This window comes from Microbacterium sp. Kw_RZR3 (assembly GCF_029222405.1).
GTDB lineage: Bacteria > Actinomycetota > Actinomycetes > Actinomycetales > Microbacteriaceae > Microbacterium.
In genome coordinates, this window is record NZ_JARHXC010000051.1 from 1 (window position 1) to 24,398 (window position 24,398).

The window sequence follows — 24,398 nt, forward strand, 5'->3', positions numbered from 1 at the left end:
CACCACGCCCGACGGCACACCACGCCCGGCCCGCACGCCATTCGTGCTCGGCCGGAGCGCAGCTCACCCCCGGGCAGCCCACCACTCCCGAAGACGCCGCTCGGCCTCTTCTTCGCCGAGCACGCCTTCGTCGAGTCGCAGGTCGAACAGGAAGCGATACGCCTCACCGACCTCGCGGCCCGGCGTCAGCCCCAGCACCTCCTGGATGCGGTTGCCGTCGAGCTCTGGCCGGATCGCGTCGATCTCCTCCTGCTCGCGGAGGGCGGCGATGCGGGATTCGATGTCGTCGTAGGCGGATGCCAAGCGCTGGGCCTTGCGCTTGTTCCGCGTGGTCACGTCCGCCCGCGTGAGGATGTGCAGCCGCTCGAGCTCGTCACCCGCATCGCGGACGTAACGGCGCACCGCGGCATCCGTCCACGCGCCTTCCGCGTAGCCGAAGAAGCGCAGGTGCAGCTCGATCAGGCGCGAGACGGTCGTCGTGGTCGCGGCGTCGAACCGCAGCGCCTGCAGGCGCTTGCGCGCCATCCGCGCACCCTTGATGTCGTGGTGGTGGAAGGTGACGCCGCCGCCGGGCTCCAGTCGCCGGGTCGCGGGCTTGCCGATGTCGTGCAGCAGGGCCGCGAGGCGGAGGGGCACGTCGGGCGCGGCATCCGGGTTCCGCTCCTTCTCGAGCGCGATGGCCTGCCGCAGCACCGTGAGCGAGTGCTCGTACACGTCTTTGTGGTGGTGGTGCTCGTCGACCTCGAGCCGCAGCGCGGGGACCTCGGGGAGGAACTCGTCGATCAGCCGCGTCTCGACCAGGACCCGGATGCCACGCACCGGGTCATCCGTCTGCAGAAGCCGCACGAGCTCGGCCTGGACCCGCTCGGGACTGACGATCTGGAGCGTCTGCCGCAGCGCGCTCACCGCGTCGAGGGTGTCGGGGTCGATCGCGAACTCGAGCTGCGACGAGAAGCGCGCCCCGCGCAGCATGCGCAGCGGGTCATCGCCGAAGCTCACGGCCGGGTCGATCGGGGTGCGCAGGCGTCCGGCGAGGAGGTCTTCGACGCCGCCGGTCGGGTCGACGAGCGTCCGCGCGGGGACGCGCAAGGCCATCGCGTTGACGGTGAAGTCGCGACGGGTGAGGTCGGCCTCGAGCGTGTCACCGAACTCCACCGTGGGCTTGCGGGTGACGCCGTCGTAGCTGTCGGCGCGATAGGTCGTGATCTCGACCTGCTCGCCCTGGACGCGCGCGCCGATCGTGCCGAAGGCCCGTCCCACGTCCCACTGCACCGACGAGACGGGCTTCACGAGCGCGAGGATCTCGTCGGGGCGGGCGTCGGTGGTGAAGTCGAAGTCGTGGGTGAGGCGTCCGAGCAGCGCATCGCGCACCGGTCCGCCCACGATCGCGAGATCGCGGCCCTCATCGGCGAAGACGCGGGCCAGCGTGGCGACCACGGGATGCGCGGCGAGCTCTTCGAGGCGCGCGAGACCCTCGGCCATGTTCAGCATGCTTCGAGCCTATCCGGGGCCGCCGACAGCACCGCAGCGGTGCCGCCTCCGGTTGAGTGTCCAAGACACGCCGTATCGCACCCCGCAGTTGCGGCGTGTCGTGGACACTCAACAGGCGGGGGCCCTACGCGTCGACGAAACGGAGGAAACCGGTCACGATGAGCTCACGCACGCGGGGGAGGAGGTCGGCGCGGAGGTCATCGGCATCCACCTCCAGAAGCTCCGCGATCGCACCGACCAGCGGTCCCACGGCGAGGTCTCCGTCGCACGCGCCGACGAGGGCGGCGAGCGCCGGGTCGACCTCGATCGTGCGACCGAAGCCTCCGCCCTGGCGCAGTTCGATCACCGACGGAGACTCCTCTCCGGGCCGGTGGTGCCGGGCCTCCGTGACGTCGGACGCCACACGAAGGGTCGCGGCGGCCAGTCCGTCGTCGTCGAGCAGGGCGGCGCGGTCGTGCTCCTCGAGGCACGCGGCCAGGTGCGGACCGAACGCCGCCTCGCCGCCGCCGGCGACCCGCTCGTAGCGCGCCAACGTCGGAGCCCCGGCGAGCGGTCGACGCAGGAGCACGTACCCGAAGCCGATCCCCGTGACCCCGCGCCGATCGAAGTCCTCGAGCCACGCGTCGATCAGGCGGGCATAGGCGGGTGTGCCCGGCACGGTTCCGCCATCGCGCACCCAGAGCTCGGCGTAGGCGAGCGGGTCCAGCACCTCGCGCTCGATCACCCACGCGTCCAGCTCGGGATCGACCCATCCCCTCACGCGGTCGAGTCCGCTCTCGTCCACGCGGTACTCCCAGTTCCCGAGCGACTGCGCCACTCCGCCCGGCGCGAGGTGAGCTCCGACCCCGCGGATGACCGAGGCGACGAGCGCGTCGCCCTCGAGGCCCCCGTCGCGGTACTCGTAGGCCGGAACCCCCGCCACACGCGGGGTGATGACGAACGGGGGATTGGATGCCACCCGCTCGAACAGCTCTCCCTCGACGGGTTCGAAGAGCGAACCGTGCCGCGTCTCGATCCCGTCGACGTCGTTCAGGAGGGCGTTCAGGCGCGTGAACCGCAACGCCCGTTCGGAGATGTCGGTGGCGACCACTCGCGGCACCAGGCGACGCAGGCGGAGAGCCTGGATGCCACACCCCGTGCCGATGTCGAGAGCCGAGGCGGCACGCCAGGTGACCTGCAACCGAGCGAGCGTCTGAGACGCCCCACCGACGCCCAACACATGATCCTCGGGAAGAGGGCCGCCCAGCGCCGCCTCGTCGAGGTCGCTCGCGATCCACCACTCCTCCTCGCCGTCCGCGTCGGCGATGGCCTGCGGGCGGACGAGAACGGTCGGCGCCACGGTGTCTCCGTCCTCAACGGCGAGGCCCAGAGTGACGGCTCCCGCAATCCCGACTGACGGCAGGGCAGCTGCGAGGTCGTCGCGCCTCACCGAACGACCGAGCCCCCACAGGCGCCCCAGCACCGCGAGCGGATCGCGCCGGTCGCCCAGCGCGCGCATCGCGGGGCCGAGCAGTCCGCGTGCGACGGCGTCGTCGGCTCGCGGACCCCACGCGCTCCTCAGCTCGGCGCTGCGGTAGCCCGCCGCCCGCAGGTCGTCGGCGAGGAGGCGGCACAGCGTCGGATCGGGTTCGGGAAGCACCGCTCCATTCAACCGTCTTCGCGAGGCTATCGGGGGGCTCCGAGGTGGGCGGCCCTAGACTCGTCGCGGTGCGAGACCCCTCGCCCACCGACGCTCGTATGACCGTGATCTCCCAGCCCTCTGGCTCACCCGTGCTGCGGCGCCCTCTCACGCGCCGGCTGCTGGCGACCCTCGCGGCAACCGCCCTCGCGCTGGGTATGGCCGCGCCCGCCGCCGCCGTGGCTGCTCCGACGGCCACGCCGACGCCCTCCGCCACGGCGAGCGCCGCACCGCTGCTCGCCGTCGCTCCGGCGGCCAACGGCATCCTGCGTAGCGGAGACGCACTCACCGCGACCGCGACCCGAGCGAACCCCAGCGGGGGAAGCGCCCTCCCTGCCTCCTCCGTGGCCCTGTCGATCGGCACACAGGCCCTGGCCGACGACTCGGCGCTCACGCGCTGGCTCGACGGTGATTCGACGGGCGTGACGCTCCAGCAGATCGCCACCGGGATTCTGGATGCCACTCCCTCCGGCGCGCAGGCGTCGACGACGTTCAGCGTGCCCGCGACCGATGCCGCGGTGGCCGGGCGGGCGGCCGGTGTGTACCCGCTCCTCGCCCGCACGGCCGACGGCCTCACGGCGCTCAGCGTCGTGGTGGTGACCGCCGACGGGGGAACGCCGACGCCCCTGGGGCTGGTCGTCCCGATCACCGCCTCCCCGATGACCCGCGGCCTGCTCACCGCGAACGAGCTCGTCGATCTGACGGCGGTCGACGGTCCGCTCTCGGCCCAGCTCGACGCCGTCGACGGCACGCGGGCGACCCTGGCGATCGACCCGGCGATCGTGGCATCCATCCGCGCACTGGGCTCGTCGGCACCTCCCACCGCCGTGGCGTGGCTGCAGAGACTGCTGTCGCTGCCCAACGAACGCTTCGCTCTGCAGTTCGGCGACGCCGACCTGGCATCGCAACTGCGCGCCGGGCTCACGGCGCCCCTCGCCCCGACCTCGCTCCAGTCGTACATGACCGCGAGCGATTTCACGCAGCCCCCTGCGGTCGCGAGCCCGTCGCCGGATCCCTCCGCGACCCCCGGTCAGCCGACGCTCCCCGACCTGGCGACCCTCCTCGACATCGGCTCTTCAACTCCGTCGGTGTATTGGCCGGCCTCCGGCTCCGCGGGTGCCGACACGGTGGCCGCTCTCGGCGGTCAGGGGACCGCGGATGCCCCCACACGAGTCCTGGTTCCCTCGAGCACCGTCGCCGGTGCGGGCGAGGCCGTCCCGGCGAACGCCAGCGTCGGAGGAGTGTCCACCCCCGTGTACGACGCCGAGGTCTCGGCGGCGCTGACCCGCGCGGCCGGCGAGAACGACACCACCCGACGGGGAGCCGACCTCGCCGCAGCGCTCGGCTATCTCGCCTTCGCGCGCACAGCGAACGCCGACCGCCCCGTCCTCGCCGTCCTCGACCGCGGCACGGACCGATCGCGTGGGAGCCTGCGCGCCACCATGACGGCCGTCACGACCGCGCCGGGCTTCACCGGGACGACCCTCGACGCGATCGCCGGGCAGCCGGCATCCGCGATCTCGCTCGTCGACGCTGCGGTCGACAGCACGCTCGTCGACGACGTGACGAACCTCGTCGCCGACGAGCAGGTCATCGACCGCTTCGCGACGATCCTCGAGCAGCCCGACCTGCTCACCGGTCGCGAGCGCGCCGAGGTCCTCCAGGTGCTGAACGTGGGATGGACAGGGGATGCCGCCCGCACGGCCGTCTCCGACCATCGCGCCGCGACACAGACCACGCTGAACGCGGTCGGCATCCTGTCGTCGGACTTCCGCCTGGTGAGCTCGAGCGCGCCGCTGCGTCCATGGGTGCGCAACGACCTCCCGTGGCCGATCTCGGTCGTGCTCGCGGTCCGCCCCGACGATGCGCGACTCCGGGTGCAGGATCGCACCCCCGTCGAGGCCCAGGCCTCGGCGAACACGCGCGTCGAAGTGCCCGTCGAGGCGCGACTGGCCAACGGCGAGGTCAGCGTCGCCCTGCAGCTCTACAGCCCCACGGGAGAGCCCGTCGGCGCCCCGCAGGTCGTCGACGTCGAAGTGCGCGCCGAGTGGGAGAGCATCGGCCTCATTGTCGTGATCGTGCTCGTCGTGGTCTTCCTCGGCGTGGGCGTGATCCGTACCCTCGCACGTCGACGGCGCGCCGCCGCCGGCCAGGAACCAGAGCCGACACCCGACGACGAGCCGGCCGACGGACGCGCGCCCGCCGAGGGCGATGCCGTCGACGACGACCCCACCGCCCCCCACGCCTCCGAGGAGTCCCGCCCGTGAGCAGCATCGGTCGCGCGAGCGTCCTCATCGGGGCGGGCACCGTCGTCTCGCGGGTCAGTGGCCTGCTCCGCACGATCGTGCTCGTCGCCGCGATCGGATCCTTCGGCGGCGCCGGCGACGCGTTCGCCGTCGCGAACCAGCTGCCCAACAACATCTACGCGATCATCTCGACCGGCCTGCTGACCGCCGTCGTCGTCCCGCAGATCGTCAAGGCCGCAGCGCACGCCGACGGCGGCCAAGCGTTCATCTCGAAGCTCTTCACGCTCGGGACGGTCGGGCTGCTCGGCGCGACCGCCCTCGCGATGATCGCCGCGCCGTTCCTCGTGCAGGTGTACGCGAGCAAGTTCACACCGGACCAACTCGCGCTGTCGACGGCGTTCGCCTATTGGTGCCTGCCGCAGATCTTCTTCTACGGCCTTTATGCGCTACTCGGTGAGATCCTCAATGCTCGACGGGTGTTCGGCCCGTACACGTGGGCACCCATCGTCAACAACATCGTCTCGATCGCCGGTTTCGGCGCGTTCATCCTGATCTTCGGCGGTCCCCAGACCCGGGTGGATGCCTGGACACCGAGCATGATCGCGGTGCTGGCGGGAACGGCGACGGCGGGCATCGTCGTTCAGACCCTCGTGCTGTTGTTCTTCTGGCGGCGGGCCGGCTTGGCGCTGCGGCCGGACTTCCAGTGGAAGGGCGTGGGCCTGCGCCACATCGCCCGACTGGCCGGGTGGACGTTTCTCATGGTCGTCGCGGGTCAACTCGCCGGCATCGTGCAATCCAACGTGCTCTCTGGCGCCTCTGGGGAGGACCCGGCGATCTTCGCGTCACAGAACGCCTGGCTCCTCTTCATGCTCCCGTACTCGATCATCGTGCTCTCGATCGGGACGCCGTACTTCACGCAGCTCAGCGAGCACGCGGCATCCGGACGGCACGACGAGGTGCGGGCCGACATCGCTCGCAGCATTCGTACGCTCGGGTTCTTCATCGTCGTGGCCGCTGCCGCCCTCGCCGTGGCCGCGGTACCCGCCAGCCGCATCTTCACCAACGGCGCCGAGCAGGCGACCGCCGCGGCTCCGGTGCTCCTGTGCTTCCTGCTCTGCCTGGTGCCTCTGGCCGTCCTGTTCGTCGTGCAGCGGACCTTCTACGCGTACAACGACACCCGGACCCCGTTCTTCTTCACGCTGCTGCAGTGCGCTCTCGTGGCCGGTGGCGCGGTACTCGCGGGCCTCCTCCTCGATCGCAGCGTCCTCGCCGCGGGGGTGGCCCTCACCCAATCCTTCGCCAGCATCGTGCAGGTCATCGTCGCGAGCGTGCTGCTGCACCGGCGCCTCGGCGGGATCGGGACTGCCGCATGGCTCCCCGCGCTGGTCAAGTTCACCCTCGCGTCGCTTCCGGCCGCGATGGCCGGATTCGTCGTTCTCTCACTCCTCGGGGGATCGACCGGCTGGATGACGACGAGCTCTCTCGCCGGAGCGGTCGGAGCCGGCCTGATCGGAACCGTCGTGCTGGCGGTGTACGTCGGCATCCTGGCCCTCTTCCGCACCCCCGAGGTGGCGTCGGCGTTCTCACTCGTGCGCCGGTTCCTGCCCCGACGCTAGCCCTCAGCCCCGCGGAATACCCCGGGGCTACCATGGGTTTCATCCGACGGAATCAACGAGAGGAAGGCGCAATCGTGCGTCACGTCATCATCATCGGGTCGGGTCCTGCCGGCTACACGGCCGCCATCTACGCCGCCCGGGCGAACCTCGAGCCCCTCGTCGTCGCGAGCTCCGTCGAAGCCGGCGGCGACCTCATGAACACGACCGAGGTCGAGAACTTCCCCGGGTTCCCCGACGGCATCCAGGGCCCCGACCTCATGGCCAAGATGCAGGCGCAGGCCGAGCGTTTCGGCGCGGAGGTCCTGTACGACGACGTCGTGTCGCTCGACCTCGAAGGACCCGTCAAGAAGGTCACGCTCGGCAGCGGCAAGGTCGAAGAGGCCGTCTCGGTCATCTACGCGACCGGCTCCGCCTACCGCAAGCTCGGCCTCGAGGGTGAAGACCGGCTCTCCGGCCGCGGCGTCTCGTGGTGCGCCACGTGCGACGGATTCTTCTTCCGCGACCGCACGATCGCCGTCGTCGGCGGCGGCGACTCCGCCATGGAAGAAGCCAACTTCCTCACGAAGTTCGCGTCGAAGGTGTACATCATCCACCGCAAGGACACCCTGCGTGCCTCGAAGATCATGCAGGAGCGCGCTTTCGCGAACCCCAAGATCGAGTTCATCTGGAACAGCGCGGTCGACGAGATTCTCGGCGACGAGGCCGTCTCCGGCGTCCGCCTGCGCTCGACCGTCGACGACACCACGCGCGAGCTGCCGCTCGACGGCCTGTTCGTCGCGATCGGAAACGACCCGCGCACGCACCTCGTGCACGACAAGCTCCAACTCACCGACCAGGGCACCATCTGGGTCGACGGACGCTCGTCCCGCACCTCGGTCGAGGGCGTCTTCGCCGCCGGTGACGTGATCGACCCCACCTACCGCCAGGCGATCACCGCGGCCGGCAGCGGCACGGTGGCGGCCCTCGACGTGGAGCACTTCCTCGCGGCACGCGGTGAGGCCGGCGAACCGGCTGTCGCCGACAGCCTCATCGAGGGCCTGCCCGACGCTGCGGTGGTCTGAGGAACAATTCGACGCCCTCGGGCGTTTCACCAACTGACGCTCTCACTAAGGAGAAAAGCACATGACCGCCAAGGCGACGACCTCCGCGACCTTCGAGCAGGACGTCCTGCAGGCCGACGGACCCGTTCTCGTGGACTTCTGGGCCGAGTGGTGTGGACCGTGTCGCATGGTCGCCCCCGTGCTCGACGAGATCCAGTCCGAGAACTCGGGCAAGATCACGATCCTCAAGCTCAACGTCGATGAGAACCCCGACCTCGCGATGAAGTACCAGATCACCTCGATCCCCGCGATGAAGGTGTTCCAGGGCGGCGAGGTCAAGACGACCATCATCGGCGCGAAGCCCAAGTACGCGCTCGAGCAGGACCTCGCGCCGTTCATCGGCTGAGTCCCCTCGCGAATCGGATCCCCGGCGCTTCGGCGTCGGGGATCCGTCGTTTCCGGCGGCGTATCGCCGCGGGGGTCGCAAGGACAATGGATGCCGAGCAGGGCCCGCGCTCGATCACGCCCGGGGTGCGCTGGGGTGAGGCCCACGGAGGCTTCATCATCGACGCGGCGGGGGAGAGGACGCTACGGGGTCGCGCTTCGGGGTTTGCGTCGCGCAGACCCGTGTCTTACCGGGGTGTGCACCGCGCGCGGTGTGCGCCGTGCACGGATCGCGTCGTGCGGGGGTGGGCGCCGTGCGCGGCTTGCGCTTTGCGTGGACCGCGGAATGTACGCCGCGCGGTCCCAACGTCGTACCGGGAGTGCGGCGCGTCAGGCGCCTGAGGGCCGTCAGGAGGCGTCGAGGCGCACGCTGGCATCCCAGCGCCGGTGTGGCTCTTCTTCGCCCAGGATGCGCCACACAGCGCGCGTGAGCGGGGGATAGTCGAGAGCGATCTGCCGCAGGACGCGGTAGTTGCGCGCACGGTTCGGGCGCTGCCCGCCGTTCTCGGCGATGTTGTCGGCCCGCAGCGTCAGGACGACGAGCTCATCGACGCTCGGAAGGTCTTCCATGAAGTCCCACGGGTCTTCGCCACCGCGCAGCCGCTCATGGATGAGCACTGCCAGTTCGTCGGATGCCTCTGCCCGCAGCAGTTCTAGACTCGCCCGCCGGGGCGGGTCTTGCTCGTTCGCGGTCACCTTTCAAGGGTACGCGCGACCGGCGACACCCGGCGCTGTCCGTCAGCCGGTGTAGCCCTCTTCGCCCAGGGCGGAAAGGATGCGATTCAGGTCCTGAATCGAAGCGAAATCAATGCTGATCTGGCCTTTCTTTGCCGTCAGCGAAACGCGTACTTTGGTGTCGAGTCGGTCACCGAGCCGCTCCGCGACGTCGTCGAGACCGGAACGTCGCGACCCTGCCTTCGGCTTCTGACGCGCGGGCGAGACCCCCGGCATCTTGGCCGCTGCTTCCGCCGCGCGCACGGAAAGATCCTCGTTGACGATCTTGTCGGCGAGCTTCTGCATCTCCTGCGGGTCGTCGAGCGACAGGATCGCGCGTGCGTGCCCCGCGCTGAGTACTCCCGCCGCCACCCGCTGCTGAACAGGCACAGGGAGCTTCAGCAAGCGAATGGTGTTGCTGATCTGTGGACGAGAGCGACCGATACGAGTGGCCAACTCCTCTTGGGTGATGCCGAAGTCCTCGAGGAGTTGCTGGTAGGCGGACGCCTCTTCGAGAGGGTTGAGCTGCGAGCGGTGGAGGTTCTCGAGGAGCGCGTCGCGCAGGAGATACTCGTCGTCGGTCTCGCGAACCACGGCGGGGATGGACTCGAGGCCCGCCTCCCTCGAAGCGCGCGTCCGGCGCTCGCCCATGATCAGTTCATAGGTGCCGTCGCCCTTGTCGCGGACGACCACGGGCTGGAGCACCCCGAACTCACGCACGGAGTGCACGAGCTCCGCGAGGTCTTCGGGGTCGAAGTGCGTACGTGGCTGGCGAGGGTTGGGGACGATCGCCTTGGGGTCGATGTGTACGAGACGAGCGCCCGGCACCGAAACGAGGTCGTCCGCAGGCGAAGCCGCGTCCGTTCCAGCGGGGGATGCCGTCTGGGCCGACGAATCCTTCGCCGGCGCGCCGGGAAAGAACACGTCGACCGGACGCGCCTCCGATGCCTCCGCCGTGGGGATCAGGGCGCCGATACCGCGCCCGAGTCCGGTCCTCTTCGCCATCAGGAGCCCTTCGTCGTGGTGTCGCGGTTGACGATCTCGACCGCGGCTTCGCGGTAGGCGATGGCGCCCGCTGACTGGCCATCGTACGCGATCACGGTCTGCCCGAAGCTCGGTGCCTCCGAAACGCGCACAGAGCGGGGGATCACGGTATCGAGCACTTCGTCCGTGAAGTGGGAACGCACCTCGTCGGCCACCTGCTGAGCCAGACGGGTACGCCCGTCATACATGGTGAGGAGGATCGTGGAGACATGCAGCGTCGGATTGAGATGCTTCTGGATCATCTGAACGCTGCCGAGAAGCTGGCTCAACCCCTCCAGCGCGTAGTACTCGCACTGAATCGGGATCATGACCTCGTCGGCCGCCGTGAACGCATTGATGGTGAGCAGACCCAGCGACGGGGGACAGTCGATGATGACGAAATCGAGATAATTGCCATCGATCGCGAGGTAGTCGCGCAGCGCTCCCCGAAGACGGTGCTCGCGAGCGACCTGTGAGACCAGTTCAATCTCGGCGCCCGCCAGGTGGATGGTGCTGGGCGCGCACAGGAGGTTCGGTGACTCGGGACTCGTCTGGACGATATCCGCGAGAGGCACCTCGTTGATCAGAACGTCGTAGATGCTCGCGGTTTCTGCGTTGTGAGCGACCCCCAGCGCCGTAGAGGCATTCCCCTGCGGGTCGAGGTCGACCACCAGCACGCGCGCTCCCACAGACGCGAGAGCGGCGGCGATGTTCACGGCCGTCGTCGTCTTGCCGACGCCGCCCTTCTGGTTCGACACCGTGAAGACGCGCGTACGCCCGGAGAGTTCGACCTTCGCGCTCTCGAGCGCCCGACGCCGCGCGGACAGATCAGCGATCTCGCGTGCGATGGGGGAGTCATAGAACGAGGATGACGATGGCGTTTCGTCGGACTGTTTCACGTGAAACGCTCTCCCTTGCCGTCGCCGAACTCGCCCAGTCTACCCGCGAGGCGGTCGCGACGATCGCCGAGCGCCGGTTATCCACAGAGTGGTGGGCGAGGTTCGAGCCCACTTCCTGGGGGTGGTTGGGATGCCATTGTCTGCCTCGCCCACCCCAAGGCGCGGTCTTGTGGAGGTCGCCGGGGCGGTAAGACGCTGTGGACTTCAGCGAGAGTGGCTAAGTCGCAGCCTGGTGTCGCGAGGCGTCAGCACCCTGCCACCGTGAAGTGCCGCCTGCCACGAGCGACTCACAGAGTAGCAAGTGACGACCACCGAGTCCTGACTGCCGAGCCCCAAGCACCAAGCACCAACTCGGGAGCGCGAAGCGTCGAGCGGCGAGCCCTGAGTGCAAGGTCTCGCGTGAGCAACGTCGGCGGTGCGCTCTGTGCTCGTATTCTGCGACATGCGCCGCGGGGGAGGACGAGCGACCCAACCAGGAGCCAAGGCGTGTCAAGACCACAGAGTTCGAGTGCACAGAGAACACGCGGAGGATCGCAATCAGCTCTGTTTCGCCGATCGAGCAACTCACCACGGGTCGCGAATCTCGCTGCCTGCCGGGCGAAGCAGTCCAGCAGGCTTCTTGCACGCCGTGCGTGGCCGGCGCGCCAGCGATCACGGCCACACGGCACTCACTGTGCCATGTCGACCAGCCTCGACGCGCGAGGAGTAGTCAGAACAGACAGGGGTGCTTCATGCAGCGCAGACAGCCCGGCTGGCATCGCAAAGGCTCGAACAGTCGGCGTTTCTCGCGATAGACCGTCGACCTCGTTCGACGAGGGAGACACAACCAACCGGACTCCTCCAGCGCCACTCTGACGTGAGCGAGATCGACCGGGGAGCGACTGGATGCATGACCCATTGAAGTGATCGGTTCTCGTTACGTGAACTCGATCAACTCTCCGCCGCTGGGGAGACTTTCCGGCTCCCGGCAACGTCCTGCACTCTTTCCCACGCGTGGGCACATCCCGCGCAGCGAGATCCGTTGGTCGGTTTCACGTGAAACATCCCGAAGCGCCGAACTGGCTTGCAGTTCGCCGTGCGGTCCGATTGTCCCAGTCACGCTCGCGTATCGATCACCCGTCGAAGCAATCGCCAGTCTCCTGCTTCAAGACACCCACTCCTCGCGCCTTCTTCACGTTGGGCGCGAGGCGAAGTCGGGCAGGAGGGCAACGCCGCGATCTTGACGAGACCGCCGTCGACTCACCCCGGGTCTTTCCACTCCGGTGCCCCGTCGCCCCCCACCAGATTGAACCTGCGCGGTATTCTCTCTTCTTCATACTGACCCGAGCAGCACGCCGGCGCCCGCAACATGTTTCACGTGAAACACCGCTTGCGAGAGACACAATGAGCCGATGGGAACAGCGTCCTGGACGGTTCTCGCCGCGCACTCGCGCTAACCGCAGGTTCAGCACAACCCCAACGCGCGACCGGGCGACGATAGGTGGAAGCCAACCACTCAGCTCGCGACCCGCTCTCGACGGGCGGTTGAGTTGTCCCATGAGAACGCCGCACGCCGCGGTGAGGAGTCGTCTCATCAGAAAGCACTGCCACGCCCGAGGCGTTGTCGTGCGGTGGCTCGTGCGGAAGTCGCGAGTCCCCGCGGACGGCCCGAACGCGGGTAACGACGCCGACGCTGCATTGGCTTCCAGCAGTCGTGGAGTACATCCGTCAGAGCTGGGGCTGAGCGGGTGTCGCCCGGACCTAACTTTCACCCGCCGACACATCCCGCCCGTAGTCGTCTATGAACCGCGAGCCAGCAGGTATGCGGGCAGCGGACTCACTGCGAGATGCCTACACCCACACTCGATGTTGACACCAAGGCGTGAATTGCCCTCAGCGGATAGTTGCAGGTGTCAGTCGGGGCCGGACCCTGAGCAAGCACCTCGTGCGACCCATCTTGGATAATCGCCCATCCTCCGTCCGACGCCGTCCGGCAAGGCCCACGTTCGCTCCTGTGATGGCGTCACGTGCGCCGTAGCCACCCAAACAATGCAGGTCTCGCCAGCCGATCCTGGTGGACCGCTCGCACTGCTCAGCGTGCCCGCGTTCCACGTGAAACACGTCAGAGCCGTCGGCCGGACTCAGGCCACCCAACGCCCTATGCGTGCACCTCCTGGAGAATCGTGTTGGCACACGACCTCGGCGGGAACTTCCCTCGGCGCATCCGCCGCTCATGGGAAGGTCGACGCGTGCGCTCGGCTCCGGACTACACACCACAGGCTTGACCGCGGCCCTGACATTGAGGGGGAGATCGGGCTGATCCTGACCATCCACCTCAGCGCCCCAATCCCGCCTCGAGTAACCTCTACGCCGCTCAACAGCAGCGCAGGCAGGATCTGGTAGCAAATGCTCGTGACGTACCGAGTGACAGACCCCGGTCCAGACTGCGAACGTGCGACCAGCCATCGCGAAACGCGGGCACCACCCTTGAGGGACCTGTGGGGGATGAGCTCGCCGCATCATTCGATCAGGTCACTCTGTTCTCATCCTGAGGCGTCCTGCTTTCAGCCACGAAGTCTTGCGCACGCACAGGTCCCCGACCACGCGCGGCGCCCTGATTTCCACCGGGACAGTCGCGGGTCTTCTTTGGTCTGGACGGCGCGCATCGGAACCTCCGACCGTCCACTGCGTGTGACTTGCTCTGACGAGCAGTCCACTCACGTTCACGGGACCCGACATCACCTGGAATGGACACGCTCGGCATCTTCGGGCCAACGGATCGGTGAACTCACCGCCGTGCGCGACCTGCACGCGAAAGACCGCACGCGTGGTGGCCTGGACACGTACCTGCACGTGTCAGTTGACTCCACGACTCGCTCATCAGCCAGCCGAATCGACGAGCAGATGTCTCAAGATCACCGGCCTTTGCACACAAGCTCGCACGCCCGTGCGTTCGTGCTGGTAGGTCTCGCGTGCCAGCAGCTCTTGCACAACTCGTGCGCGCTCCTGCGCTGCTAGGGCTTCCCGCGCGCGGACACCACGTACGTTCACACAGTACGCATGGGTCGGCAACGACATCCCGACGCCAGGGGACCGCGGGCGTACGGCAAAGAATGTTTCACGTGAAACAGAAACGCCGAACGTGCGGGTCGGGTACACAAACGATCGGATAGGCGTGACGTGCTCCTCACGCCGCGAACTCATCCCAGAAAACTGTCCCCACGCGGCGCCTCGACGTCAGGGGGAGTAGCGCACGCCTCGTTCCACGTGAAACATCACGCCTGGTCACACGCCTCAGACGTGCACGCTCAGGAGGATCACACGTGACGGGGCTTCAGCCCACTCAGACCGCTACGCGACTCAGGCGTAGCGGATCTCATGGACCTCTGCCATCGAGACGCGAGATGTATCCGAGACGCGACCCTGGCAGCGGCGCTTCTCCCAGCGCTTCCCTACGCACACGAAATGATCTCGGCAGTCGAGCGACACCCAGCATCCTGCGACGACCGCCAAGATCACAGACGCCCGCGCGTCGCAGCATCCCGTCACTTCCTCATCGAACCCCCTGTGCGACAACCGCGCTCTGCGGGACCATCTCACACAGCAGGTCGATCTGCTCGAACTCTCGATCCAACCTGGTACGCGAGCACGCAGGTCGGCTCGAGCAGCCCGCAGTGCGCGTCCGCTTTCCCTCCAGGAGCCGACAACCGTGTCACCCGCGACCGTCACGGCGGGCGACGCTCGTGCGCCGCGCCGCTCCGAGGGCGCCCGAAACCCACGGCGGCACCGAACACACGCCGAACTCCGAAGCCTGGCAACACGCCACACACCAGTCCGGCGTCGCGGTGAGACGGTGAGCCGCGCAACACTGCCTGCGCAATGACGCGAGCGATGACCGGTAGAGCCCGGATGCCGTCCCATCGGGCCGCTCGCCCACGGAAACCGGGCGAGCGCTGGCCTCGCTCAAATATCTCTCGTGTCGAACACCGTCGCCTCTCACACCCTGGTCGCGCCGGTCACCGACGACGTGCGCATCACCGTCTCGAGGTCTGTCTCCGACGCCTTGAGTCTCAACCGGGATCAGCCGAACAACGCGCAGGCGCGGTCACTCCTCCGTTCACGCCCCCGACACGAGCTCGCGCCGGGGAAGGGCGCTCGTGTCACACGGCCTCGACATCAACCGAAGCCCTCGCCGCCGATGCCCGCGGACCCTGGCAGTTGACAAGCTGTCCAACCGACATTGATGCCCATCGCAGAAGCCACTGACCCCGGCGTGCGGGCGCCGCAACTCCACCGCCGACAACGCCGCCGACGGCTCACGCCGGTGCTGGTCATCACCCTGAAACCACCCACTCTTGCGATCACGGGAGTCTTAGAGGTCGGGCACTTCCGACGATCACCAAGCAGCAGGCTTCCGGCCGCGTTGTACGGACACCTCCCCTGGCCGCGGGGGAGAGGTGAAGCGCGATCTCCCTTGGGCAGAACACCGAGCATGGCCTCCGCCACGCACCACATCCAGACGCGAGCGGCTTCAGATGTTGATCAGGACTCTCCGTCGAGCTTCTCGTGTCACCGCAATCGAGCGCAGGTGATTGAGATCCCATGGCATTGCCCCACGGGCCCGCCAGATGCTTCCCGCCAGACTCGGTCGAAAGGAGCCACGCCCACTTGGAAAAGGAATCGCACTCTCTCACCGCCGACGCACCGCGCCCATCACCGAGAGTGAGGATGCACATCCGTCATCGACACCACGGGACTCTGAGAGTCGCGTTTCACGTGGAACGCGCGCTCCCCATGCGGCAGTAACGTCCGCAGTGACCATCCAAGGATTGACGCACGCGAGCACCCGAGTTCACGCCGGGATCACCGCGATGCACGTCTCTCAATCGAGAAGCTCGTGACGGTCGTACTGAAAGCGCCGCACGTACTTGTCATACATGTTCGCGGGCCAGGCTACGCATACGTCGCGTCCGCGGCCCGAAGAGAACAGTGCTTCACCGAAGCCTCACGCGGGCTGGTGAGACAGCACCGCGATCAGTCGCGGTAATCAGGCTCGCGAGCGGCGGAAGAAAAAGCTCGTCAGCGCGATACCGTCGCGACGAACACGCGTGTCGGCTCGTCCAGCTGACCCTCGCCGACGACCTCAACGCGCACATCCGTCAGTCCGAAGCGGCGCACCTGCTTCGCGGCCGCGTCGATCTCGGCCGCGACATTCGCTCCCTTCAAGAGCACCAGTCGACCGCCCGAACGAACCAGGGGAGCCGTGAAGGGGAGCAAGGTGCGGAGCGCACTCACCGCACGCGCGGTGACAACGTCGAACGAACGCCCACCGGTCCACTCTTCCCCGCGCATTCGAGCGACCGTGACGTTCGAGAGTCCGAGGGCCTCCGCCTGCTCGGTCAACCAGATCGTCCGGCGCTCCATCGGCTCGATGAGCGTCCACTGCACGTCCGGGCGCGCGATCGCGAGAACGATCCCCGGCAGACCGGCACCAGAACCGATGTCCGCCGCCTGCCCTTCGAAGAAAGGCGCCGCGACAGCACTGTTGAGGATGTGACGTGTCCACAGACGTGGGACCTCGAGCGGACCGATCAGACCCCGTTCCTCGCCATGCTGCGCGAGAGCCTCGGTGAATCGCCGAGCGAGGCTGAGACGATCACCGAAGATCTCCGCGGCGACAGCCGGCTCCGCCTCCAGATCCAACGGCATCCGGGTCCTCAGCTACGGCGCAGAACGGTGTGGCGGTCTGCGCCCTCGCCGAAGGATTCCGACACGCAGCCGCGCTCCGCAGCGATGTCGTGGACGAGCTTGCGCTCGTAGCTCGACATCGCCGGCAGAGACGCCTGCGAAGCGCCCTCGTCCAGGCGTTCGATCGCGCGGTCGACGAGGTTCTCGAGCTGACGCTGGCGCGCGTCGCGCGAGCCCCCCACGTCGAGGATCAGCCGAGAAAAACGACCGGTGGCGTTCTGCACGGCCAAGCGCGTGAGCTCCTGGAGGGCCTGAACCGTGTCGGGGTGCGACAGCGACGACAGCGCGCTCGCGTCGTCCGCCTCCACGGACACATAGGCCCGACCGGCGCGCACGTCGAGGGCGAGATCACCGTCGATATCCGCGATGTCGAGCAGACCCTCCAGGAAGTCGGCGGCGATGTCGCCCTCTTGCTCGAGCTGCTCTTCGGTGGCGGCGTTCTGGTCGGTCGAGATCTGCTCGGACGTCGTCATGATGTCTCCGGTCGTCAGGAGGAGGGGTCGGATGCGGCGGAGCCGGGGGCCGGCCGTGCCGGGGAGCCGGGCTTGTTGCCCTGCTGCTTCTTCGCGCGCTGCTTGCCGACCGGCTGCTGCCGCTTGGGCTGCGTCGCGCGGGCGCGCTCGGCCTCCTCGAGGAGACGCTGCTGCTCGGCGCGGTACTTCTCGATCGGGACGACCTTGCCGCTCGAATCGATCGCCTTACCCTTGCGCGCGAGGCGCTCTTCGCGGGCCTTGGCCGCGTCCGATCCGGGGGTCGGCATCTCGCGGATGACGACGAACTGCTGGACCATCGTCCACAGGTTGCTGACGAACCAGTAGATGACGACACCGAGCGGGAAGAAGACACCCGAGAAGATGAACGCCAGCGGAAGGATGTAGAGCATCACCTTCTGCATCTGGTACGCCTGGCCGGTCTTCGCCTCGGGGGAGAGGTTCTTCGAGATGATCTGCAGCTGCGTGAAGAACTGCGACGCGATCATCAGCACCACCAGCGTGAGCAGGATCGCCACGGTGACCTGGCCGTCGGGCTGGCTCCACGCCGTCACGAGGTTCACGTGCATGGATGCCACGTCGAACAGACGCGCGTCGTAGAACTCGGTCGTGAGCTCGGGGGTGAGCAGACCCACACCACCGACGCCGCTCGCGGCGTGCTTCGACACGTCGTTCAGCACGCTGAACAGGGCGAAGAAGATCGGCATCTGCACCAGGAGCGGGAGGCAGCTCGAGACCGGCGTCGTGCCGTGCTTCTTGTACAGAGCCATGGTCTCGCGGCTCATCGCCTCGCGAGACAGCTGGTCGCGCTTGCCCTTGTACTTCTCCTGCACCTTGCGCAGTTCCGGAGCGATCTCCATCATCTTGCGCTGGCTCTTGATCTGCTTCACGAAGAGCGGGATCAGGGCGGCACGCACGATGAGCACGAGACCCACGATCGAGAGCACCCAGGTGAGGCCCGCGGCCGGCGCCATACCCAACGCCGTGAACAGCGCGTGCCAGCCCACCAGCACGAGCTCGACCATCCATTTCAACGGCCAGAGGATGGTCCCAATGAGATCGAATTGCACGATCAGTCCTTCCGGGAGGGCACGACGAATCCGTGCGGAGTGAGTTCGTGACGGAAGGCGCGGTGAGGACGGACATCGTCGATGCCTCCCTGAGCCCAGGGATGACAGCGTGCGAGGCGGGCCGCGGTCAGCGCGACACCCTTGACGAGTCCGTGCTGCTGCACGGCGCCTACCGAATAGGCAGAACAGGACGGGTAGTACTTGCAGACGTCGCCATAGACGTGCGAGATCGTCGCGCGATACGCGTGCAACAGGGCCAGTCCCGCGTTCCTGGGGAGGAGCGGGACGGATGCCACCACCGCGGACAGCTCGAAATGAGCCGTCCCGGTGGACGAGGTGGGGAGGGTCGAGGCGCTCATGCGAAAGCCTTCCGCTGCAAGCAACGAAGGACGTCGGACCGGAGCGACGCGTAATCGGCAGTCGCCGAGGAGGGGAGTGCCCGGATCACGACCGAGGCGCCCCCGCGGACAGACGGGAGCGCCTCGGCGCACACCGCCTTCAGGCGGCGGCGGACGGTGTTGCGGATCACCGCGGATCCGACCTGCTTGCTCACGATGAAACCGAAACGGGCGGGGCCGTCTTCGTCCACGCTGCCGACATAGGTCACGGCGTGCGTTCCGGCGCACCGAGTCCCCCGGCGGACAGTGGCTTTATAGTCCGATCCGCGGGTGAGTCGGTTCGGCTTCGCGAGCACCGGGTGAATCAGGCCGAGAGTTCGGTGCGGCCCTTGGCACGACGGGCCGCGAGGATGCCGCGGCCGGCGCGCGTGCGCATGCGGGCGCGGAAGCCGTGCTTCTTGGCGCGGCGACGGTTGTTGGGCTGGAAGGTGCGCTTGCTCATGGGTCACTCCGGAGGTGGTGTCGCCCGATGCTCTTCTGCCGGGGACGTGGGTCGGGACTGCCGTATAGGCATAAGTCAACCGACTAAGGCTACGTCGCGCGCGCCCTTAACTCAAACCGAGAAACCGACCGCCCATTATCCCCAGTCGTTGTCCACAGGCGTGGCAAAGACACGCGACAGCGTTCTACAGTGGATTTTGCTCCGGATGAGCCGCGAACTAGCGTGGCCCCGGAAGTTATCCACAGGTTCGACGTGACTCCGTCGGTCTGCCCGCGCGCCGAGATCCCGGAGGGGACATGTCATTGCACGAAGTACCGGATGTTCCCGTCTGGTCCGCCGTGCTCGACCACCTTCTCAAGGACGAGCGCGTCACGCCGCAGCTCCACGGCTTCCTGAACCTCGCCGTTCCCCAGGGCGTGATGGGCGGCACCCTGTACCTCGATGTCCCCAATGACCTGACTGCAGCGCAGATCAACAAGCGCATGCGGGCTCCCATCCTCGAGGCTCTGACCCAGGTTCAGGGGCCCGACCCCGAAGTGAACGCGTTCCGTGTGGTCGTGAATCCCGACCTGATCGATTCGCCGCGACCCACTCCTGCCGACGAGCGCTCCGTGTCGGCGCCGGCCGGTCACTCACTCATCCCCGAGCAGGCTCCGGAGCCGATCGTCCCGGCTTCTCGCAGCGACACCCGACTGAACCCGAAGTACACCTTCGACAACTTCGTCATCGGCCAGTCCAACCGATTCGCCCACGCAGCGGCTGTCGCCGTCGCCGAAGCGCCGGCGAAGGCCTACAACCCGCTCTTCATCTATGGGGACTCGGGACTGGGCAAGACCCACCTGCTGCACGCGATCGGCGACTACGCCGCGAGCATGTACGCCGGCATCCGCGTCCGATACGTCTCGAGCGAAGAGTTCACGAACGACTTCATCAACTCGATCGCGAACAACCGCGGCTCGGCGTTCCAGGCCCGATATCGCGACGTCGACATCCTTCTGATCGACGACATCCAGTTCCTCCAGGGGCGTGCCGAGACGCAGGAAGCCTTCTTCCACACGTTCAACACCCTGCACGACCACGACAAGCAGGTCGTGATCACGAGCGACCTGCCCCCGAAGCAGCTCACGGGCTTCGAAGATCGCATGCGGAGTCGCTTCGAGTGGGGCCTCATCACCGATGTGCAGGCACCCGACCTCGAGACGCGCATCGCGATCCTCCGCAAGAAGGCGCAGAGCGAGCGTCTCCTCATTCCCGACGACGTCCTCGAGTACATCGCAACGGTGGTGTCGTCGAACATCCGCGAGCTCGAGGGTGCCCTCATCCGCGTCTCCGCGTTCGCGAGCCTGAACCGGTCGACCCTCGACATGTCCCTCGCGCAGACCGTCCTCCGCGACATCATCGATCAAGACGACGCCAACGTCGTCTCGCCGACCGACATCATCACGGCGACGGCGCAGTACTTCAAGCTCTCGGTCGACGACCTCTACGGTTCGAGCCGATCCCAAGCCGTCGCGACCGCCCGTCAGATCGCGATGTATCTCTGCCGTGAGCGCACGAGCCTGTCACTGCCCAAGATCGGGCAGCTCTTCGGCAACCGCGACCACACGACCGTCATGTACGCCTACAAGAAGATCAGCGACCTCATGAAGGAGCGTCGATCGATCTTCAACCAAGTCTCGGAGATCACGAGCCAACTCGGACGTATGCGCTGAGAGCTCGTCTCCCGCACCGGGCCCGTCCGCATCCGCGGTCGGGCCTTTCGTCTTTTTCGCCCGGGAGAACCCGTCACAACCTCTTCCGCGAAGACTTCTCGCACGGTTCTACACAGTGTGGAAAACCTGTGGATAACTCCAAATCTCTGCGGATGACTTGTGTACGACGCGCCTTAACCTGTGGACGGCAGGCGCACCCCCTTCGAGTGCCGTCGCGTTAACTGCGCAGGCTCTCCGCAACGCCTCCACAGGTCACACTGGTGTCGTTCCCTTCTGTTAACAGGGATCCGTCGAGTTATCCACACTCTCCACAGCTGTTAACAAGATGAAAGATCCCATTTGAGTTAAGAGAGATTCGATGACCTTGTGGTGCGAAGGCACGCACATCGGGGGCGCCTCGGTCGGGGACTAGCATGGGTAAGCCATACCCGCCGTCAAGGGAGCGTCCGTGAAGTTCCACGTCAATCGCGATGTGTTCAGCGAAGCCGTCTCGTTCGTGGTCAAGCTCCTGCCGCAGCGCAATCCGCAGCCGATCCTCGCGGGTGTGCTCATCGAGGCCGGCGATCAGGGACTCACGCTCGCCGCGTTCGACTACGAAGCCTCCGCGCGGACGACGATCGAGGCGACGGTCGACGAGCCCGGCACGATCCTCGTCCACGGTCGTCTTCTCAGCGACATCGCCAGCCGCCTGCCGAACGCTCCCATCCAGATCGCCGTCGACGACGACGGCGGAATCCTGCTCACGTGCGGGTCGGCGCGGTTCACCCTCGCCTCGATGCCCGTCCAGGAGTACCCCGCCATCCCCGAGGTCACGGGTGAGTCGGGTCTGGTCCCCGCGGACGAGTTCGCCACCGCCATCGCGCAGGTGGCCTTCGCGGCGTCCCGCGACGACGTCACCCCCGTCCTCACCGGCGTCCAGCTCGAGGTGAGCGGAACGCGGCTCAGCCTCGTCGCCACCGACCGCTACCGCGTCGCGCTGCGCGAGATCCCCTGGGACGGCGGGCACGCGGCATCCGACGAGACGACCTCGGCGCTGGTGCCCGCGCGCACCCTGCAGGAGGTCGGCAAGACCTTCGCGCACGGCGGCGACATCTCGATCGCCTTCTCGGGCTCCGGCGATCGCGAGATCATCGCGTTCACCGCGGCGAACAAGACCGTCACGTCTCTCCTCATCAAGGGCAACTTCCCCCCGGTGCGCCGGCTTTTCCCCGAGCAGACCGAGCACCACAGCGTCGTGAACACCGCAGAACTGGCCGAAGCCGTCCGCCGTGTGGCGCTCGTCCTCGACCGCTCCGCTCCGCTGCGCTTCACCTTCGGCGCCGACGGAGTGTCGATGGACGCCTCGGGGACCGAGCAGGCGCGCGCCACCGAGACAGTGGATGCCACGCTGGTCGGCGACGAGGTCACGCTCGGCCTCAATCCGCAGTACCTGCTCGAGTCGCTCGGTGCCGTGCGCAGCGAGTTCACCCGCATCACGTTCACGTCGAGCGACAACGCGAACAAGCTGAGCCCCGTGCTGGTCACCCCGCAGACCTCGGTCGACAAGGGCGGCGAGGGCACGTTCAAGTACCTGCTCCAGCCGAATCTGCTGCTGCGCTGAGCCGGCCCGGGCCGATCCTCGGGCTTCGGTGTCGGAGGCGGCCGGTAGTCTGACTCGGTGATCGTGGAGCAGCTGGGACTCAGGGATTTCCGCAATTACGCGGAAGTCGACGTCTCGCTCGCCACCGGCGCCAACGTCTTCGTCGGGCGGAACGGCCAGGGCAAGACCAACCTCGTCGAGGCGGTCGCCTACCTGGCCACGCTCGGTTCTCATCGCGTCTCCAGTGACGCGCCGATGGTGAGAGACGGGGCGGATGCCGCGATCGTCCGCGCGCGTCTCGCCCACGGGGAGCGCAGCGTCCTGCTCGAACTGCAGCTCAATCGCCAGGGCTCCAATCGCGCGCGCGTGAACGGCGTGAACGTCCGCACCGCCGAGTTGCCGCGCTACGCGCAGGTGATCCTCTTCGCGCCCGAGGACCTTCAGATCGTCCGCGGCGACCCGTCCGCACGCCGGCGCTTCGCCGACCAGCTCATCGTGCAGCGGAGCCCCCGCATGGCCGCTGTCGTCGCCGACTACGACCGGGTCCTGCGTCAGCGCACCGCTCTGCTGAAGTCCGCTCGGGCGCGAGGGGTGCGCGGCGACGCCCTCGGCACGCTCGACGTGTGGGACGACAAGCTGGTCACCCTCGGGACCGAGCTCATCGAAGCCCGCCTGGCGCTGGCATCCGACCTGTCCGAACCGGTGGCGCGGGCGTATACGGCGATCGCCGGCGCCGACCACGAACCACGCCTCGAGTGGGCACTCTCCGTCGGAGGCGGCGACCCCGAAGAGGGCGACGCGGCGACCCCGACGTCGGCCGGGCCCCTCGCCGATCAGTTCCGCGCCGCCCTCACCGCTCGTCGTGCCGCTGAGCTCGAGCGCGGACTGACCCTCGTGGGCCCTCACCGTGACGACCTGGTCCTGCGTGTCCGCAACCTGCCCGTGAAGGGCTACGCCTCGCACGGGGAGTCCTGGTCGGTCGCGCTCGCTCTGCGCCTCGCCTCGGCCGAGATCCTGCGCGCGGAGTCGCGTCTCGGAGATCCGGTCCTCATCCTCGACGACGTGTTCGCAGAACTCGACGCCGGGCGCCGCGCGCGACTCGCCGAGCTCGTCGGCGGATACGAGCAGGTGATCGTCACCTCCGCGGTCGAAGAAGACGTCCCCGACGCCCTCCGCGCGCACGTGGTTCGGGTGGAGGCGGGGCGGATCGTGAGCGACGACGATGAGTGACGACGCCGAACTGCCCGAGACCATGGCGACCTACCTGCGCCTTCGAGGTCTCGAGCCGTCGCCCTACCGCAAGAAGAGGCGTCGTCGGCGCACGGACGAAGACGAGAACGCCCCCTTCACCCCCGGCCGCGATCCGCGCGGGCTCGGGGACGTGCTCTCGACGCTGACGCAGTCGGCGGGGTGGGAGCCGCAGCTCGCTCGCGAGGATCTGGTGCGTACCTGGCATGACGTCGCCGGCGCGGACACGGCTGCGCACACACGTCCCGTTGCGCTGGACGCCGGCACCCTCACGGTCCAGGCCGACTCCACGGCGTGGGCGAAACAGCTCCAGCTCATGCGCGCGCAGATCCTGTCGGAGATCCTGCGTCGCTTTCCCGAGGCGGGTGTCGAAGCGATCCGGTTCGTAGGACCCGACGTCCCCTCCTGGAAATGGGGGCCCAGAGCCGTTCCAGGCCGCGGCCCGCGCGATACCTACGGCTAGGCCATGGTCGATCCCGCCTCGGGTCGATTTATCGCCGCGTAGGGGCGTACACGCCATTTCTGCAGGTCGCGCGCGATAGGATGGAAGCTCCGAGAACCGATCTGGAGCGCGCGTACC

General features: G+C 67.7%; 19 protein-coding genes. 8 read left to right on the forward strand and 11 right to left on the reverse strand.

Going from position 1 to position 24,398, the window contains the following annotated elements:
• Positions 1 to 63 precede the first annotated feature (63 nt).
• The gene (locus tag P2P98_RS02205) at positions 64 to 1,491 is read right to left on the reverse strand and encodes a CCA tRNA nucleotidyltransferase (protein WP_275796768.1); all 1,428 of its coding nucleotides are present in this window, start codon (positions 1,489 to 1,491) and stop codon (positions 64 to 66) included.
• Between the two features lie 124 nt (positions 1,492 to 1,615).
• Entirely contained in the window at positions 1,616 to 3,130 is a 1,515-nt protein-coding gene (locus P2P98_RS02210; RefSeq protein ID WP_275796770.1) for a methyltransferase, read from the reverse strand.
• Between the two features lie 68 nt (positions 3,131 to 3,198).
• Here P2P98_RS02210 and P2P98_RS02215 point away from each other — a divergent pair, with 68 nt between their 5' ends.
• The 4 genes from P2P98_RS02215 (at position 3,199) to trxA (ending at position 8,477) form a co-directional block, all read left to right on the forward strand.
• On the forward strand, positions 3,199 to 5,436 hold the full coding sequence (locus tag P2P98_RS02215) for a DUF6049 family protein (RefSeq protein WP_275796772.1): 2,238 nt from the start codon (positions 3,199 to 3,201) through the stop codon (positions 5,434 to 5,436).
• A complete protein-coding gene (gene murJ, locus P2P98_RS02220) occupies positions 5,433 to 7,031 on the forward strand; it encodes a murein biosynthesis integral membrane protein MurJ (protein WP_275796774.1) in 1,599 nt (532 codons plus the stop codon). Before P2P98_RS02215 ends, murJ begins: the two co-directional genes overlap by 4 nt.
• Before the next feature lie 74 nt (positions 7,032 to 7,105).
• Positions 7,106 to 8,092, forward strand: coding sequence for a thioredoxin-disulfide reductase (trxB, locus tag P2P98_RS02225; protein ID WP_275796776.1), 987 nt, complete (start codon positions 7,106 to 7,108; stop codon positions 8,090 to 8,092).
• A 61-nt stretch (positions 8,093 to 8,153) separates the two neighbouring features.
• Complete coding sequence (trxA, locus tag P2P98_RS02230) at positions 8,154 to 8,477, forward strand: thioredoxin (RefSeq protein ID WP_058596206.1); 324 nt, start codon at positions 8,154 to 8,156, stop codon at positions 8,475 to 8,477.
• Between the two features lie 386 nt (positions 8,478 to 8,863).
• On the opposite strand, the gene P2P98_RS02235 is transcribed toward trxA, so the two are convergent.
• The 9 genes from P2P98_RS02235 to rpmH all read right to left on the reverse strand — a co-directional run bounded on the left by P2P98_RS02235 (position 8,864) and on the right by rpmH (position 19,279).
• A complete protein-coding gene (locus tag P2P98_RS02235; RefSeq protein WP_058596205.1) occupies positions 8,864 to 9,211 on the reverse strand; it encodes a hypothetical protein in 348 nt (115 codons plus the stop codon).
• Between the two features lie 42 nt (positions 9,212 to 9,253).
• Positions 9,254 to 10,234, reverse strand: a complete 981-nt coding sequence (locus P2P98_RS02240; RefSeq protein WP_275796780.1) for a ParB/RepB/Spo0J family partition protein — start codon at positions 10,232 to 10,234, stop codon at positions 9,254 to 9,256.
• A complete protein-coding gene (locus tag P2P98_RS02245) occupies positions 10,234 to 11,151 on the reverse strand; it encodes a ParA family protein (protein ID WP_275796782.1) in 918 nt (305 codons plus the stop codon). The genes P2P98_RS02240 and P2P98_RS02245 overlap by 1 nt, the downstream gene beginning before the upstream one ends.
• Positions 11,152 to 16,209: 5,058 nt before the next feature.
• On the reverse strand, positions 16,210 to 16,839 hold the full coding sequence (gene rsmG / locus P2P98_RS02250; protein ID WP_275796784.1) for a 16S rRNA (guanine(527)-N(7))-methyltransferase RsmG: 630 nt from the start codon (positions 16,837 to 16,839) through the stop codon (positions 16,210 to 16,212).
• Positions 16,840 to 16,847: 8 nt separating this feature from the next.
• Positions 16,848 to 17,351 carry a R3H domain-containing nucleic acid-binding protein gene (locus P2P98_RS02255; RefSeq protein ID WP_275796785.1) on the reverse strand — a complete coding sequence of 168 codons (504 nt, stop codon included), beginning with the start codon at positions 17,349 to 17,351 and terminating at the stop codon, positions 16,848 to 16,850.
• 14 nt (positions 17,352 to 17,365) lie between these two features.
• Entirely contained in the window at positions 17,366 to 18,439 is a 1,074-nt protein-coding gene (gene yidC, locus P2P98_RS02260) for a membrane protein insertase YidC (RefSeq protein WP_275796787.1), read from the reverse strand.
• Between the two features lie 2 nt (positions 18,440 to 18,441).
• Complete coding sequence (gene yidD / locus P2P98_RS02265; RefSeq protein WP_013584600.1) at positions 18,442 to 18,798, reverse strand: membrane protein insertion efficiency factor YidD; 357 nt, start codon at positions 18,796 to 18,798, stop codon at positions 18,442 to 18,444.
• Entirely contained in the window at positions 18,795 to 19,133 is a 339-nt protein-coding gene (gene rnpA / locus P2P98_RS02270) for a ribonuclease P protein component (RefSeq protein ID WP_275796790.1), read from the reverse strand. Before rnpA ends, yidD begins: the two co-directional genes overlap by 4 nt.
• 8 nt (positions 19,134 to 19,141) lie before the next feature.
• Entirely contained in the window at positions 19,142 to 19,279 is a 138-nt protein-coding gene (rpmH, locus tag P2P98_RS02275) for a 50S ribosomal protein L34 (RefSeq protein WP_013584598.1), read from the reverse strand.
• A gap of 296 nt (positions 19,280 to 19,575) precedes the next feature.
• Here rpmH and dnaA point away from each other — a divergent pair, with 296 nt between their 5' ends.
• The 4 genes from dnaA (at position 19,576) to P2P98_RS02295 (ending at position 24,281) form a co-directional block, all read left to right on the forward strand.
• Positions 19,576 to 20,991 (forward strand): chromosomal replication initiator protein DnaA, encoded by a 1,416-nt coding sequence (dnaA, locus tag P2P98_RS02280; protein ID WP_275796818.1) that lies wholly within the window; start codon positions 19,576 to 19,578, stop codon positions 20,989 to 20,991.
• A gap of 448 nt (positions 20,992 to 21,439) precedes the next feature.
• Positions 21,440 to 22,591 (forward strand): DNA polymerase III subunit beta, encoded by a 1,152-nt coding sequence (gene dnaN, locus P2P98_RS02285; protein WP_275796820.1) that lies wholly within the window; start codon positions 21,440 to 21,442, stop codon positions 22,589 to 22,591.
• A 57-nt stretch (positions 22,592 to 22,648) separates the two neighbouring features.
• The gene (gene recF, locus P2P98_RS02290; RefSeq protein ID WP_275796822.1) at positions 22,649 to 23,800 is read left to right on the forward strand and encodes a DNA replication/repair protein RecF; all 1,152 of its coding nucleotides are present in this window, start codon (positions 22,649 to 22,651) and stop codon (positions 23,798 to 23,800) included.
• The gene (locus P2P98_RS02295) at positions 23,793 to 24,281 is read left to right on the forward strand and encodes a DciA family protein (RefSeq protein WP_275796824.1); all 489 of its coding nucleotides are present in this window, start codon (positions 23,793 to 23,795) and stop codon (positions 24,279 to 24,281) included. Before recF ends, P2P98_RS02295 begins: the two co-directional genes overlap by 8 nt.
• Positions 24,282 to 24,398 lie beyond the last annotated feature (117 nt).

Excerpts from the sequence above, each read along its gene's own strand:
- rpmH (WP_013584598.1), bottom strand. The coding sequence starts at position 19,279 with ATGAGCAAGCGCACCTTCCAGCCCAACAACCGTCGCCGCGCCAAGAAG.
- P2P98_RS02240 (WP_275796780.1), bottom strand. The coding sequence starts at position 10,234 with ATGGCGAAGAGGACCGGACTCGGGCGCGGTATCGGCGCCCTGATCCCC.
- P2P98_RS02295 (WP_275796824.1), top strand. The coding sequence starts at position 23,793 with ATGAGTGACGACGCCGAACTGCCCGAGACCATGGCGACCTACCTGCGC.
- rsmG (WP_275796784.1), bottom strand. The coding sequence starts at position 16,839 with ATGCCGTTGGATCTGGAGGCGGAGCCGGCTGTCGCCGCGGAGATCTTC.
- P2P98_RS02255 (WP_275796785.1), bottom strand. The coding sequence starts at position 17,351 with ATGACGACGTCCGAGCAGATCTCGACCGACCAGAACGCCGCCACCGAA.
- P2P98_RS02205 (WP_275796768.1), bottom strand. The coding sequence starts at position 1,491 with ATGCTGAACATGGCCGAGGGTCTCGCGCGCCTCGAAGAGCTCGCCGCG.
- trxA (WP_058596206.1), top strand. The coding sequence starts at position 8,154 with ATGACCGCCAAGGCGACGACCTCCGCGACCTTCGAGCAGGACGTCCTG.
- dnaA (WP_275796818.1), top strand. The coding sequence starts at position 19,576 with ATGTCATTGCACGAAGTACCGGATGTTCCCGTCTGGTCCGCCGTGCTC.
- yidD (WP_013584600.1), bottom strand. The coding sequence starts at position 18,798 with ATGAGCGCCTCGACCCTCCCCACCTCGTCCACCGGGACGGCTCATTTC.